Source organism: Micromonospora sp. BL4 (assembly GCF_003667505.1).
Classification (GTDB): Bacteria; Actinomycetota; Actinomycetes; order Mycobacteriales; family Micromonosporaceae; genus Micromonospora.
On record NZ_RCVJ01000149.1, the window covers coordinates 1 to 13,581 of the forward strand.

At 72.2% G+C, this 13,581-nt stretch carries 10 protein-coding genes; 4 read left to right on the forward strand and 6 right to left on the reverse strand.

The window, feature by feature from the left end:
• Positions 1 to 279: 279 nt before the first annotated feature.
• From EAD89_RS19240 to deoC, 3 genes are read right to left on the reverse strand one after another with little or no spacing between them, the layout of a single operon-like run.
• Positions 280 to 1,104: an aldehyde dehydrogenase family protein gene (locus EAD89_RS19240; protein ID WP_121652705.1), complete on the reverse strand. Its 825-nt coding sequence runs from the start codon at positions 1,102 to 1,104 to the stop codon at positions 280 to 282.
• Positions 1,097 to 2,527, reverse strand: a complete 1,431-nt coding sequence (locus EAD89_RS19245; RefSeq protein ID WP_121676713.1) for an aldehyde dehydrogenase family protein — start codon at positions 2,525 to 2,527, stop codon at positions 1,097 to 1,099. The genes EAD89_RS19240 and EAD89_RS19245 overlap by 8 nt, the downstream gene beginning before the upstream one ends.
• Before the next feature lie 6 nt (positions 2,528 to 2,533).
• Positions 2,534 to 3,493: a deoxyribose-phosphate aldolase gene (gene deoC, locus EAD89_RS19250; RefSeq protein WP_121652707.1), complete on the reverse strand. Its 960-nt coding sequence runs from the start codon at positions 3,491 to 3,493 to the stop codon at positions 2,534 to 2,536.
• Between the two features lie 137 nt (positions 3,494 to 3,630).
• Between deoC and upp the strand changes: the two genes are divergently transcribed.
• Both upp and EAD89_RS19260 read left to right on the forward strand, forming a co-directional pair.
• The gene (upp, locus tag EAD89_RS19255; RefSeq protein WP_121652708.1) at positions 3,631 to 4,263 is read left to right on the forward strand and encodes a uracil phosphoribosyltransferase; all 633 of its coding nucleotides are present in this window, start codon (positions 3,631 to 3,633) and stop codon (positions 4,261 to 4,263) included.
• 75 nt (positions 4,264 to 4,338) lie between these two features.
• Positions 4,339 to 5,016 (forward strand): GPP34 family phosphoprotein, encoded by a 678-nt coding sequence (locus tag EAD89_RS19260; RefSeq protein WP_121676714.1) that lies wholly within the window; start codon positions 4,339 to 4,341, stop codon positions 5,014 to 5,016.
• Positions 5,017 to 5,200: 184 nt separating this feature from the next.
• On the opposite strand, the gene EAD89_RS19265 is transcribed toward EAD89_RS19260, so the two are convergent.
• On the reverse strand, positions 5,201 to 6,868 hold the full coding sequence (locus EAD89_RS19265) for a phospho-sugar mutase (protein ID WP_121652710.1): 1,668 nt from the start codon (positions 6,866 to 6,868) through the stop codon (positions 5,201 to 5,203).
• A 48-nt stretch (positions 6,869 to 6,916) separates the two neighbouring features.
• Complete coding sequence (locus EAD89_RS19270; RefSeq protein ID WP_121676715.1) at positions 6,917 to 8,977, reverse strand: serine/threonine-protein kinase; 2,061 nt, start codon at positions 8,975 to 8,977, stop codon at positions 6,917 to 6,919.
• Between the two features lie 206 nt (positions 8,978 to 9,183).
• Between EAD89_RS19270 and EAD89_RS19275 the strand changes: the two genes are divergently transcribed.
• Both EAD89_RS19275 and EAD89_RS19280 read left to right on the forward strand, forming a co-directional pair.
• Positions 9,184 to 10,767, forward strand: a complete 1,584-nt coding sequence (locus EAD89_RS19275) for a methylmalonyl-CoA mutase (protein WP_121653362.1) — start codon at positions 9,184 to 9,186, stop codon at positions 10,765 to 10,767.
• Between the two features lie 544 nt (positions 10,768 to 11,311).
• The gene (locus tag EAD89_RS19280) at positions 11,312 to 12,571 is read left to right on the forward strand and encodes an amidohydrolase (protein WP_121653363.1); all 1,260 of its coding nucleotides are present in this window, start codon (positions 11,312 to 11,314) and stop codon (positions 12,569 to 12,571) included.
• Here EAD89_RS19280 and EAD89_RS19285 read toward each other — a convergent pair.
• Positions 12,528 to 13,490 (reverse strand): DUF4349 domain-containing protein, encoded by a 963-nt coding sequence (locus tag EAD89_RS19285; RefSeq protein ID WP_199733563.1) that lies wholly within the window; start codon positions 13,488 to 13,490, stop codon positions 12,528 to 12,530. The genes EAD89_RS19280 and EAD89_RS19285 overlap by 44 nt on opposite strands.
• Positions 13,491 to 13,581 lie beyond the last annotated feature (91 nt).

Sequence of the window (13,581 nt, forward strand, 5' to 3'; positions counted from 1 at the left end):
GCCGCAGGAAGATCAAATCCCCCGCCAACCTCATGATCACCGGGAGGGGCCGCCGAAACCGGGAGGGGCCGCCGAAACCGGGAGGGGCCGCCGAAACCGGGAGGGCGCTGAAGACGCCGCTGGCCGGTGACCCAACAAGGGGCACCGGCCAGCAAGACGAACACCCGCTCGAACCCGGCCCACGTCAGGTTTCCGGGGAGCCCCGCCCGCGGAGGGATCAAGCCTGACCGCCCGGAGCGGGTGGGGCTCCCCGGAAAACCCAAGGCCGGGACCGATAAATCACACCCCCTTCGGGTGCCACACCGTCTTCGTTTCCAGCAGGCTCGTCATCCGGGCCAGACCGGGGGTGACCGACCAGTCGTGGTCGGCCGGGGCGGGCCGGAGCACCCGCTTCAGGTTCTCCGCCGCCTTGACCTCCAGGTCGGCCGCCAACTCGGCGTCGGTCACCCCGCTGAGGTCGATCGCGTTGACGTCCATGTGTGCGGCGAGCGTCGGCGCGGTCTCGGTGATGCGGCCGGTGAGGATGTTCACCACTCCGCCGGGCAGGTCGGAGGTGGCGAGCACCTCGGCCAGCGTCACCGCCGCCAGCGGCTCGGTCGCCGACGCCGCCACCACCACCGTGTTGCCGGTGACGATCGCCGGGGCGATCACGCTGACCAGGCCGAGCAGCGCCGGGCGCTCCGGCGCGACCACCGCGACCACGCCGGTCGGCTCGGGCGCGGAGATGTTGAAGTACGGGCCGGCGACCGGGTTGGCGCCGCCGTACACCTGGGCGAGCTTGTCGGCCCAGCCGGCGTACCAGACCCAGCGGTCCACCGCTGCGTCCACCTCGTCGCCGGGCACGCCGAGGGCGACGAACTGCTCGCGGCGGCCCTCCAGCATCTCGGCGGCCCGGTAGAGGATCTGACCCCGGTTGTACGCGGTCGCCCCGGCCCAGCCCTTCACGGCGGCGCGGGCGGCGACCACCGCGTCCCGGGCGTCCTTGCGGGAGGCCAGTGACACATTCGAGGACTGCACGAGATACGACCGTCCCGACTCGCTGCGCGGGAACTTCCCGCCGATGAAGAGCTTGTACGTCTTGCGTACGGCGACCCGCTCAGACATTGAGGTACCCCTCCAGCCCGTGCCGGCCGCCCTCGCGACCGTAGCCCGACTCCTTGTAGCCGCCGAACGGCGAGGTGGGGTCGAACTTGTTGAACGTGTTGGCCCAGACGACACCGGCGCGCAGCCGGTCGGCCATCCACAGGATCCGGGAACCCTTGTCGGTCCAGATCCCCGCCGAGAGCCCGTACGGCGTGTTGTTGGCCTTCTCCACGGCCTCGGCCGGGGTGCGGAAGGTGAGCACCGACAGCACCGGGCCGAAGATCTCCTCGCGGGCGATCCGGTGCGCCTGGGTGACGCCGGTGAAGATGGTCGGCGCGAACCAGAAGCCGCGGTCGGGCAGCTCGCACGGCGGCGACCAACGCTCGGCGCCCTCGGCCGAGCCGGCGTCGGACAGCTCGCGGATCCGCTCCAACTGGGCGGCGGAGTTGATCGCGCCGATGTCGGTGTTCTTGTCCAGCGGGTCGCCGACCCGAAGCTGGGCCATCCGCCGCTTCAGGGACTCCAGCACCCGGTCGGCCACGTTCTCCTGAACCAGCAGGCGGGAGCCGGCGCAGCAGACGTGCCCCTGGTTGAAGAAGATGCCGTTGACGATCCCCTCGACCGCCTGGTCGATCGGCGCGTCGTCGAAGACGATGTTGGCGGCCTTGCCGCCCAGCTCCAGCGTGAGCTTCTTGCGGGTGCCGGCGACCGACCGGGCGATGGCCCGCCCGACCTCGGTGGAGCCGGTGAAGGCGACCTTGTCCACGCCGGGGTGCTCGACCAGCGCGCGGCCGGTGTCACCGGCGCCGGTGATGATGTTGACCACGCCGGCGGGCAGCTCGGCCTGCTGGCAGATCTCGGCGAAGAGCAGCGCCGTCAGCGGGGTGGTCTCGGCCGGCTTCAGCACCACCGTGTTGCCGGCGGCCAGCGCCGGGGCGATCTTCCAGGCCAGCATCAGCAGCGGGAAGTTCCACGGGATGACCTGCGCGGCGACCCCGACCGGCTTCGGGTCGACGCCGAAGCCCGCGTGCTCCAGCTTGTCGGCCCAGCCGGCGTAGTAGAAGAAGTGCGCGGCGACCAGCGGCAGGTCGACGTCGCGGGACTCCTTGATCGGCTTGCCGTTGTCCAGCGACTCGAGCACGGCCAGCTCGCGGGAACGCTCCTGGATGAGCCGGGCGATCCGGAACAGGTACTTGGCCCGGTCCCGGCCCGGCATCGGACCCCAGACCTTCTCGTACGCCTTCCGGGCGGCGCGCACCGCGCGCTCCACGTCCTGGGCGCCGGCCTCGGCGACCTCGGCCAGCACCTCCTCGGAGGCGGGGTTGATCGACTTGAAGCTGCCACCGTCGGCGGGATCGACGAACGCACCGTCGATGAACAGCCCGTACGAGGGTTTGAGGTCCACCACCGAGCGGGACTCGGGGGCGGGTGCGTATTCGAACATCGGCTATCAGTCCAGGGTGAAGTAGTCGGGACCGGAGTAGGTGCCGGTCGTCAGCTTGGTGCGCTGCATCAGCAGGTCGTTGAGCAGGCTGGACGCGCCGAAGCGGAACCAGTCCGGGTCGAGCCAGTCCGCGCCGACGGTTTCGTTGACCATCACCAGGTACTTGATCGCGTCCTTGGTGGTCTTGATGCCGCCGGCCGGCTTCACGCCGACCTGCCGCCCGGTGGCGGCCCGGAAGTCGCGGACCGCCTCCAGCATCACCAGGCTCACCGGCAGCGTCGCGGCGACCGGGACCTTGCCGGTGGAGGTCTTGATGAAGTCGCCGCCGGCCAGCATTGCCAGCCAGGAGGCCCGGCGCACGTTGTCGTAGGTGGCCAGCTCGCCGGTCTCCAGGATCACCTTGAGGTGGGCGTCGCCGGAGGCTTCCTTGGTGGCCACGATCTCGTCGTAGACCTCCTTGTAGCGGCCGGCCAGGAACGCGCCGCGGTTGATCACCATGTCGATCTCGTCGGCGCCGGCCGCGACGGCGGCCCGGGTGTCGGCGAGCTTGATCTCCAGCGGCGCCTGACCCGACGGGAAGGCGGTCGCCACGCTGGCCAGGTGCACGCCGGTGCCGCGCAGCACCTCCGCCACGTACGGGACCATCGCGGGGTAGACGCAGACGGCGCCGACGTGCGGGCAGGACGGGTCGGCCGGGTCCGGGCGTACCGCCTTCGCGGCCAGCGCGCGAACCTTGCCCGGGGTGTCCGCCCCCTCAAGGGTGGTCAGGTCCACCATCCGGATCGCGAGGTCGATCGCCTGCGCCTTGGCGGTGGTCTTGATGGAGCGGGTGCCGAGCTGCGCCGCCCGCTGCTCCGCGCCGACCTGGTCCACGCCGGGCAGGCCGTGCAGGAAGGTCCGCAGAGCGGTCTCGGATCGTCCCAGCTCGGAGAGCTCCGACCGGGCCGACGTCGTTGTCGCCGTCATGCCACGAAGTCTACGCACCGGACGGCTGCGTGATCTTGCTCACGTGGTCCCGCTGGGCCGGGGTCCGGCGTGAGCGGCGTCGCTGGTCGGACCGCACCCGCACCGCCCGACCATCGGGACCGGTAGGTTGAGCGATCGTGGATGTACACGTCATTGACCATCCCCTGGCTCAGTCTCGACTGACCGCCATGCGGGACGCGCGCACCGATTCCTCGACGTTCCGGGCGGCGCTGCACGAACTGACCACCATGCTGGTGTACGAGGCGGCGCGCTCCTTCCCCGTCGAGCGGTACCCGGTGCAGACGCCGGTCACCGGCACCGAGGGCACCCGGCTGGCCAACCCGCCGCTGCTGGTGCCGGTGCTGAGGGCCGGCCTGGGCATGGCGGACGCCGCGCTCGGCCTGCTGCCGGAGTCCTCGATGGGCTTCGTCGGCCTGGCCCGGGACGAGGAGACGTACGAGCCGCGCGCGTACATGGAGTCGCTGCCCCGGGAACTGGCCGGCCTGCCGGTGCTGGTGCTCGACCCGATGCTGGCCACCGGTGGTTCGCTCGAGCACTGCTGCCGGTTGCTGGCCGACCGGGGCTGCACCGACATCACCGTGCTCTGCGTGCTCGCCGCGCCGGTCGGCATCGAGCGGCTGGAACGCTCCGGCCTGCCGTTGCGCCTGGTCACCGCCTCGATCGACGAGGGGCTCAACGACCGGATGTTCATCGTCCCCGGCCTCGGCGACGCCGGCGACCGGCAGTTCGGCGGCATGCCCCGGTTCTGAGTCGTACACCCCGGTCGGTGCCGGGTCCGGCGGGTCCGCACACGGTGGTGCGCGGACCCGCTACCGTCTCCGGCCATGACTGGTGTTGCGCTCGCCGAGGAACTGCTGCTCCTCGCCTACGACGACACGACCGGCAAGGCGACGATGCCGCGGATCAGCCTGGACCTGGGCATGGCCGCCGCGGTGCTGGTCGAGCTGGCCCTGGCAGGCCGGATCGCGTACGCCGACGGTTCCCTGACCGTGGTCGACCCGACGCCCACCGGCGAGCGGGTCACCGATGAGGTGCTGGGCCGGATCGCCGCGGACACCCCGCACACGCCGGCCTCGTGGGTGCAGCGCCTGCGGCACGGCCTGCGGGACCGGATCCTCGGTGACCTGTGCGAGCAGGGTGTGGTCCGGGACATCGACGAGACCGAACTGGGCTTCATCCACGTGCACCGCTACCCGGTGGTGGACGCCTCCGTGGAGGCGGACAGCCGGCAGCGGCTGGCGGAGGCGCTGACCGGCGCGGCGGCGCCGGACGAGCGGACCGCCGCGTTGGCCACCCTCGTCGTGGTGCTGCGAATGGAGTCCGCCCTCGGGGTCAGCGGCGAGGCCGCCGCCGACGCCCGCCGCCGGCTGGAGGAGATCTCCACCGGCGCCGGGTTCTCCGGCGAGGTCAGCATCGACGACTCCGTGGTCCGCCCGTCGGTGGGCCTGGTCGTCGCGGCCCTCGGCCGGGCCGTCGACCAGGCCCTCGGCCCGCGCCGCTGACCGTCGGGTCGACCGACCGACCCCGCACCGTGTGTGCCCTTTGCTCTGCACCCACCGAGGCACCACCGAGCCCTGCACCCACGGAAGGCCTACCGACCGACGGTTGACTGGCGCTTCCGTGGGTGCAGAGCAAAGGGCGGACTTGGTGGTGTTGGTGGTGGTGGGTGAGTGGGTGCGGCGGGGCTCAGATGCCAAGAGCGGCGCTGACCTCGGCGCGCAGCGCGGCGACGGCCGACGCCGCTCGGGTGCGGGCAGCCGCGACGTCGCCGTCCGTGACCGGCTCCACCACCTCCAGGTACGCCTTGAGCTTCGGCTCGGTCCCGGACGGGCGGATCACCACCCGGGCCGCCCCGGTGCGCAGGATCACCACGTCCGCCTCGGGGAGCAGGTCCTGGGTGCTGTCGACCGGGTGTCCGAGCAGCGTGGTCGGGGTGGCCGCGCGGATCCGGGCCATCGCGTCGGCGATCTCCCGCAGGTCATCCACCCGGACGGAGAGCTGGTCGGTGTGGTGCACGCCGAACTCGGCGGCCAACTCGTCCAGTCGATCCGTCAGCGTGCGGCCCTGCGCCTTGAGGCCGGCGGCCAGCTCGGCCACGGTCAGCGCGGCGGTGATGCCGTCCTTGTCCCGGACGTGGTCCGGGGCGACGCAGTAGCCGAGCGCCTCCTCGTAGCCGTAGACCAGCGGCGCGCTCCCGCCACCTGCCCGGACGATCCACTTGAAACCGGTCAGCGTCTCGTCGTAGGCCAGGCCCCGTGCCGCGCACATCGCCCGCAGCAGCGACGACGAGACGATGGTGGTGGCGTACAGCCCGGTCACCCCGCGACGCATCAAATGGTCGGCGAGCAGCGCCCCGACCTCGTCGCCGCGGAGCATCCGCCAGCCTGTCGCGCCGTCGCGAACCACCACCGCGCACCGGTCCGCGTCCGGGTCGTTGGCGATGGCGAGGTCCGCGCCGGTGGAGTCGGCGAGCGCGATCAGCAGGTCCACCGCCCCCGGCTCCTCCGGGTTGGGGAAGGACACGGTGGGGAACGCCGGGTCCGGCTCGGCCTGCTCGGGCACCACCCCGGGCACCGGGAAGCCGGCCCGGGCGAAGGCGGCGGTGAGCACCGCGGCACCCACCCCGTGCAGCGGGGTGTACGCCACCGTCAGGTCCCGCGGCCCGTCCGGCGCGATCACGGCGGTGGCCCGCTCGACGTACGAGGCGACCAGGTCGTCACCGAGCACGTCACCGGGCCGGCCCAGCGGCACCTCGGTCAGCGGACCCACCGCCCGGATGGCGGCCTCGATGCCGGCGTCGGCCGGCGGGACGATCTGCGCCCCGGCGCCCAGTTCTCCGCCCAGCTCCGCGCCGAGGTAGACCTTGTAACCGTTGTCCTGCGGCGGGTTGTGGCTGGCCGTGACCATCACTCCGGCCACGGCGCCGAGCTGGCGCACCGCGTACGCCAGCACCGGGGTGGGCAGCGGGCGGGGCAGCAGCAGCGCCGGCCGGCCGGCCCCGGTGGCCACCTGGGCGGTCCGCTCGGCGAACTGGCGGGAGCCGTGCCGGGCGTCGTACCCGATCACCAGGGGACCGGTGCCGCCCTGGGCGGCGAGCCAGCCGACCAGGCCGGCGGCGGCCTGCGTGACCACGGCGAGGTTCATACCGTTCGGGCCGGCGCGCAGCGGGCCGCGCAGGCCCGCGGTGCCGAAGGTCAGCGGACCGGCGAACCGGTCCGCCAGCTCCGGCGCGCTCGTCGGCAGCCGGTCCAGCACCGCCGTCAGCTCGTCCCGGCTGGCCGGGTCGGGGTCGTCGGCGAGCCAGCGTCGGGCTTGCTCGCGAATGTCGTCGATGTCAGTGGTGTCCGCCGCCATGCCTCTTGATAGCACGGCGGCGGATCACCACTGTCGGTTCCCTCCGGCTCAGCCGTTCCCGGTGAGCTGGAACGTCCGCACCATCTCGTCGAAGATCGGCTTGCTCTCCGCGAACTTGGCGTCGTTCGAGGAGAGGTAGAACGAGTAGACCTTGCCCTCGGTGACCACGCCGCGCCAGATGCCGTGCCGCTGCGTGTCGCCCTCGCCGCAGGTGTACTCGAACTCGGCGGCCGGCTTGCCGGCCAGGTCCTTCTCGGCCATCGCGATCCGGTTGTACGGCTTGGGGCACGACTTCGCCTTCTTGAGACCGCCCTCGGCGACCTCGGCCCAGCGCATCGAGGTGGTGCTGAAATCCTCGGTGAGGACGCGCACCTTTCGGCTGCGGTCCTCCGGGTCGACGTAGTCGAAGTAGACGCCGCCGGTGGCCTTGGTCCAGCCCTTCGGCACCATGACCTCGATGCCGCGGGCCGCGTGCTCCTGCATCTCCATAGCCGGACCGGCCGCGGCGGACTGTGTGGGCTGCGCCTGCGGGGTGGTCGGGGCGGGGTCGTCGCCGCCGCTGGTCAACGCGACCACGCTGAGCAGCAGCACCAGGGCCAGCCCGCCGGCCGCGGCGAGCTGCACCTTGCGCGGCCAACCCTTGACCGTGGTGACCAGTTGGCCTCCGGTGGCGCGGACCTTGTCCAGTGCCCCGGCGCCGCCGGACGTCGCGGGCGTGGCCCAGGGCTGGCCGGTGCCGGGCACCGACCACTGGTTGCCGCCGCCGTACGTGCCGCCGATGCGCTGGGTGGCCTCCGGCGCGCCGCCGTAGCCGACCTGCTGGGTGGCGTCGGGCCGGCTGCCGTAGCTGACCCGCTGGGTGGCGTCCGGGTGTCCGCCGGCGTCCACCCGCTGGGTGGCGTCCGCCGGGCCGCCGTAGGTGCGCCCGGCGGCGGGTCGGCCGGGGACGGGCATCGCGCCGGTGGGCGTGTGCAGCGGGCCGGCCAGCGCGTCGGCGCTGGTTTCGTCGAGCCCCGTGGTGCCGGCCGCGGTGGCGGGCTGCGGGCGTTCGCCCCGGCGCAGCGACGCCAGGCGGTCGGTCAGGGACTCGCCCGGGGCCAGCATCGCCCGGCCGCCGATCTGGCTGTCCGGCTTCGGCTCCGGCGGAGCCGGCGGGGCGAAGGGCGCCGGGCGCTGCTGCACCGGGACCACGGCGTACGGGTCGGTCACCGAGTGCACGGCGGTGGCGGTGCTGCCCAGCGGGCCGGCGAGCAGCTCGCGCAGCATGGCCCGGGAGGTGTGCACGTCCAGCCGGCGGGCCGGGTCCTTCTCCAGCAGGCCCATCAGCACCCGGGTCAGCGGGCCACTGCGCTGCGGCGGGGCGGGCGGGTCCTCCACCACGGCGTGCATGGTCTCGATCGGATCACCCTTGTCGAACGGAGGCCGCCCCTCGACCGCCGTGTACAGCGTCACGCCCAGCGAGAACAGGTCGCTCGGCGGGCCGAACTCCTGACCCATGGCCCGCTCGGGCGAGATGAAGTGCGGCGAGCCGAGCACCATGCCGGGAGTGGTGAGCTGCACGTCGGTGGGCATCCGCGCGACACCGAAGTCGGTCAGCACGCAACGCCCGTCGGCGCAGATCAGCACGTTGGCCGGTTTGACGTCGCGGTGCAGCACGCCGATCGCGTGCGCGACCTCCAGCGCGCCGAGCAACGCAATGCCGATCTTGGCGACCGCGCGGGGCGCGACCGGCCCGTCCTCGATCACCATGTCGGCGAGGCTGCGGGCGTCCAGCAGCTCCATCACGATCCAGGGCCGGCCGGCCTCGGTGACCACGTCGTACACCTGCACCACCGCGGGGTGCTGGATGGCGGCGGCCGCGCGGGCCTCGCGCAGCGTGCGCTCGTACATGGCGTCGCGGTCGCTGGGGGCCAGCCCCGGGGGCAGGACGACCTCCTTCACCGCCACGTCACGGCGCAGCAGGGTGTCTGTGGCGCGCCACACCGTGCCCATGCCGCCGTTGCCCACCGAGGACCGCAGCGAGTACCGGCCACCGATGGTGGTGCCGGGCGCCGCACGTCCGTTGGCGGGACTTACCTGTCCGCCGCTCCACGTCGGGATCTGAGTCACAGAAAAGCCACCGGGGGAAATCGAGGGGGGCTGGGACACAACCCCCCTATCTTGCTGGTTCCGACGCCCGATGCGAAAGCCGACGCGACGGACGTTTATCGAAGTCAACAGAACGTGCTCTGTCCTTCACGTCCTGTCGACCGGTCGGGACGCACTGTGCGGTATCCCTCACCCGACGACACGCCCGCGCGTCCTACCATCCGGGGATGAGTGAACGGCGGTCAAGCGAGTCCGGTTTCCCGATCAAGGGCGTCTACACGGCGGCCGACCTTCCGGAGGACCTGGACTCCCGGCTGGGCGGTCCCGGCGAGTTCCCGTACACCCGGGGGGTCTACCCCACGATGTACACCTCCCGTCCGTGGACCATGCGCCAGTACGCCGGCTTCGGCACCGCCACCGAGTCCAACGCGCGGTACCACCAGTTGTTGCGGGCCGGCACGATGGGTCTCTCCGTCGCCTTCGACCTGCCGACCCAGATGGGGTACGACTCGGACGAGCCGATCGCGCACGGCGAGGTCGGCAAGGTGGGCGTGGCCATCGACTCCATCGAGGACATGCGGCTGCTCTTCGCCGACATCCCGCTGGACAAGGTCTCCACCTCGATGACCATCAACGCGCCCGGCTCGGTGCTGCTGTTGCTCTACCAGCTCGTCGCCGAGGAGAACGGGGTGCCGGGCTCGGCGCTCAACGGCACCATCCAGAACGACATCCTCAAGGAGTACATCGCCCGGGGGACGTACATCTTCCCGCCGAAGCCCTCGCTGCGCCTGGTGGCCGACACGTTCGCGTACTGCCGCAAGGAGGTGCCGAAGTGGAACACCATCTCCATCTCCGGCTACCACATGGCCGAGGCCGGCGCGACGCCCGCGCAGGAGATCGCGTTCACCCTGGCCAACGGCGTGGAGTACGTCCGGGCCGCGCTGGCCGCCGGGCTCGCGGTGGACGACTTCGCGCCCCGGCTGTCGTTCTTCTTCGTGGCCCGTACGACCCTGCTGGAGGAGGTGGCGAAGTTCCGCGCCGCCCGCAGGATCTGGGCCCGGCTGATGCGGGACGACTTCGGTGCCAAGGATCCGAAGTCGATGATGCTGCGCTTCCACACCCAGACCGCCGGCGTGCAGCTCACCGCCCAGCAGCCGGAGGTGAACCTGGTCCGGGTCGCGGTGCAGGGGCTCGGTGCGGTGCTCGGCGGCACCCAGTCGCTGCACACCAACAGCTTCGACGAGGCGATCGCGCTGCCCACCGAGAAGGCGGCCCGGCTCGCGCTGCGTACCCAGCAGGTGCTGGCGTACGAGACGGACCTGACCTCCACCGTCGACCCGTTCGCCGGCTCGTACGTGGTGGAGGCGATGACCGCCGAGATCGAGGCCGCCGCCGTCGAGCTGATGGAGCGGGTGGCCGACCACGGCTCGGCGGTGGACGCGATCGAGGCCGGGTTCCAGAAGCGCGAGATCGAGCAGTCCGCGTACCGGATCGCCCAGGAGATCGACTCGGGCGAGCGGGTGGTGGTCGGCCTCAACCGGTTCGCGGTCGACGAGGAGGAGCCGTACGAGCCGCTGCGGGTCGATCCGACGATCGAGGCGGCGCAGGCCGAGCGGCTGGCGCGGCTGCGCGCCGAGCGGGACGCCGACGCGGTGGCGCGGGCGCTCGCCGACCTGCGGGCCGCCGCCGATGGCACGGACAACGTGCTGTACCCGATGAAGGAGGCGCTGCGGGCCCGCGCCACGGTGGGTGAGGTCTGCGGGACGCTGCGCGAGGCGTGGGGGCTGTACCGGCCCACCGATCGGTTCTGATCGGCCGATCGGCCGTTCTCGCAGGTCAGGGCGGGTTTGTTCGGCTCGGGTAGAGCTACAGTCGAAAGCGGATCCCCCACCGGCCGGGCCGAGGGCGGCGTGGCCCCCGACGGTGTCCGGGGTGTGTCCACCAGGTTTGGGGGTACCCCGACCGGGTGAACGGGGACGCACACCCTGTGCGGTCACGACGGACGGGCGCGTGTGAGCGTCTTTTCCGGCTCGTTGCGGAGCGTGGTCGGCTTATTGTCGGAGTGTCAGTTCATCCCCCCGACTAATGCGACAATTCGCAACGTGGGCCCGCGAGTGGCGCCGAATTCGTGACCGCCGAGATCGGTTACGCGTTGTAGGAGGTGAGGGGCAGATGACGGCGTTCGACCGTGATCTACCTGCTGTCCCGCGCATCTCCGAGCGCCCTCAGCAGGGCATACGTGACGCTGTGCGCTCTGATCATCACCGTAACGAGGTTGCGCAGCGTCACCGCCGGAGGTCTAGGCTGTCTGCTGTCCCCGATGATCCATCCATCTCTAGTGATCGAGAATTCGACGTGACGAGTGCGTTGACGCTGCCCACCGGCAGCCAGCTGGCGTCGTCCTGGCCGGAGCTGCCGCCCGGGTCCCAGCCCCTGCCCCGCGACCTGGACCACCTCCTCGCGCTCCGGGTACCCGGGCTGATCGCCACCCGCCGTCACATCCACTCGCACCCCGAGCTCTCCGGCACCGAGTTCGAGACGGCCGCCCTGATCGCCCGGGAACTCTCACTGGCCGGGCTGAACCCGCGCCTGCTGCCCAAGGGCAACGGCGTGATCTGTGACGTCAACGGCCGCCCGGACGGACCGGTCATCGCGCTGCGCGCCGACATCGACGCCCTGCCGCTGGACGACCCCAAGGACGTGCCGTACCGGTCCACGGTGCAGGGCGTCTGCCACGCCTGCGGGCACGACGTCCACACCTCGATCCTGCTCGGCGTCGGCATGCTGCTGGCCCAGCTCGCCGACCTCGGCGAGCTGGACGGCCGGGTCCGGCTCATCTTCCAGCCGGCCGAGGAGATCCTGCCCTGCGGCTCGCTGGAGGTCATCGAGGCCGGCGGCCTGGACGACGTGGCGCAGATCTTCGCGCTGCACTGCGACCCGAACCTGCCGGTGGGTCAGGTCGGCCTGCGGGTCGGCCCGATCACCGCGGCCGCCGACAACGTCACCGTCCGGCTCAGCGGCCCGGGCGGGCACACCGCCCGCCCGCACCTGACCGTCGACCTGGTCGACGCGCTCGGCCGGCTGATCACCGAGGTGCCCGCGCTGGTCAGCCGCCGGGTGCCGGCCAACAGCGGGCTGCTGCTGGTCTTCGGCCACGCCTCGGCCGGCACCCGCTACAACGTCATCCCCTCCGAGGCGTCCGCGTCCGGCACCCTGCGGGTGATGGATCGCGACACCTGGGAACAGGCTCCCAAGATCGTGGCTCAGGTCGTCCGGGACGTGATCGCGCCGACCGGCGCGACGGTCGACCTGGAATACCTGCGCGGTCGGCCGCCGGTGTGCAACGACGCACGGGCCATCCAGGTGCTGACCGGCGCCACCGCCGCCGCGCTCGGCCCGGACGGGATCGCCGAGACGCCGCAGAGCATGGGCGGCGAGGACTTCTCCTGGTACCTGGAGTACGTCCCCGGCGCCCTCGCCCGGCTCGGCGTCGGCCGCTCCGGCCCCAACGTCGACCTGCACCGCGCGTCCTTCGACGTGGACGAGGGAGCCATCCCGGCTGGCGTACGCGTCATGGTGCAGACCGCGCTGCGGGCACTGGCGGCGGTGCGCTGACCGGAGCGACCAGCGCCGGGGCCTTCTTCCGCCGGCGCAGGACCAGCAGCAGCGCCGCCAGCGGTACGCCGAGCGCCACCAGCCAGGGCAGCAGCGCTCCCAGCACGGTGAGCAGGACGGCCAGCGAGGCGACGAACGCCTTCCAGCCGCCCTTCAACCCGTACAGGAATCCGGTCTCGGTCTTCTCCTCGGCGGCCTTCGCCGCCGGTCCGGCCAGCGACACGGTGATCGTGGAGAGGGCTGTCAGGTCGGCCAGTCGCCGCTTCTTGGCCTCCAGCGACGCCAGGTCGGCCTCGCGGCGACCCAGCTCGTTCTCCAGCGACACCAGGTCGGCGATCGAGGTGGCTCGGGCGAGCAGCCGGCGGGCGCTGTCCACCCGGGCCCGCTGACTGGCGATCCGGGCGTCGAGGTCGACGGTCTCCTCGGTGACGTCCTGGGTGCTGATCTCCCGGCTCTCCTGCTTGCCGAGCTTTGCGATCTCGTCCACCACGCCGGCGAACTTCGCTGCCGGCACCCGCAGCTGCAACTCCGCCACCGCGTCGGCCTCGGCGCTGCGCCGCTGGTCGCCGCCGATGAAGCCACCCGCCCGGGTGACCGCGGCGGTGACCTCGCGGGCGGCGGCGTCCACATCGTCCACCTGCACCCGCATGGTTCCGGTGTAGATGATGGCCCGCTGGTCGACCCGCAGGTCCGGGGCGCCGGCTCCGGCCGCCTCCGGCGCACCGGCGGCACTGTCCCTGTCCGCCGCGCCGCCGTTCGCGGCCGGCGCCTCGGCCGCCGTGCCCGCCGCGTCCTGCGCCCCGCTGTCGCCGGCACCGCACCCGGTCACCCCGAGGACCGCCACCAGTGTTGTTGCCGCCAGCAGTGCGCCGCGGCGCCGTCCCACCCGTTCGTCCATCCCCGCTCCCATCGTCGTCAGCCGGTGTGGCGATACCTCGGACGCGGCGCGCTCGTCGGCTGGTTCCGGCAGACTGCGCTGAGGACGTCACGATTCGATAATCGAGGAGTCA

What these genes read in the sequence shown, in the direction of transcription:
- EAD89_RS19240 (WP_121652705.1), bottom strand. Translation starts at nt 1,104, where the DNA reads ATGTCTGAGCGGGTCGCCGTACGCAAGACGTACAAGCTCTTCATCGGC.
- EAD89_RS19245 (WP_121676713.1), bottom strand. Translation starts at nt 2,527, where the DNA reads ATGTTCGAATACGCACCCGCCCCCGAGTCCCGCTCGGTGGTGGACCTC.
- deoC (WP_121652707.1), bottom strand. Translation starts at nt 3,493, where the DNA reads ATGACGGCGACAACGACGTCGGCCCGGTCGGAGCTCTCCGAGCTGGGA.
- EAD89_RS19260 (WP_121676714.1), top strand. Translation starts at nt 4,339, where the DNA reads ATGACTGGTGTTGCGCTCGCCGAGGAACTGCTGCTCCTCGCCTACGAC.
- EAD89_RS19265 (WP_121652710.1), bottom strand. Translation starts at nt 6,868, where the DNA reads ATGGCGGCGGACACCACTGACATCGACGACATTCGCGAGCAAGCCCGA.
- EAD89_RS19275 (WP_121653362.1), top strand. Translation starts at nt 9,184, where the DNA reads ATGAGTGAACGGCGGTCAAGCGAGTCCGGTTTCCCGATCAAGGGCGTC.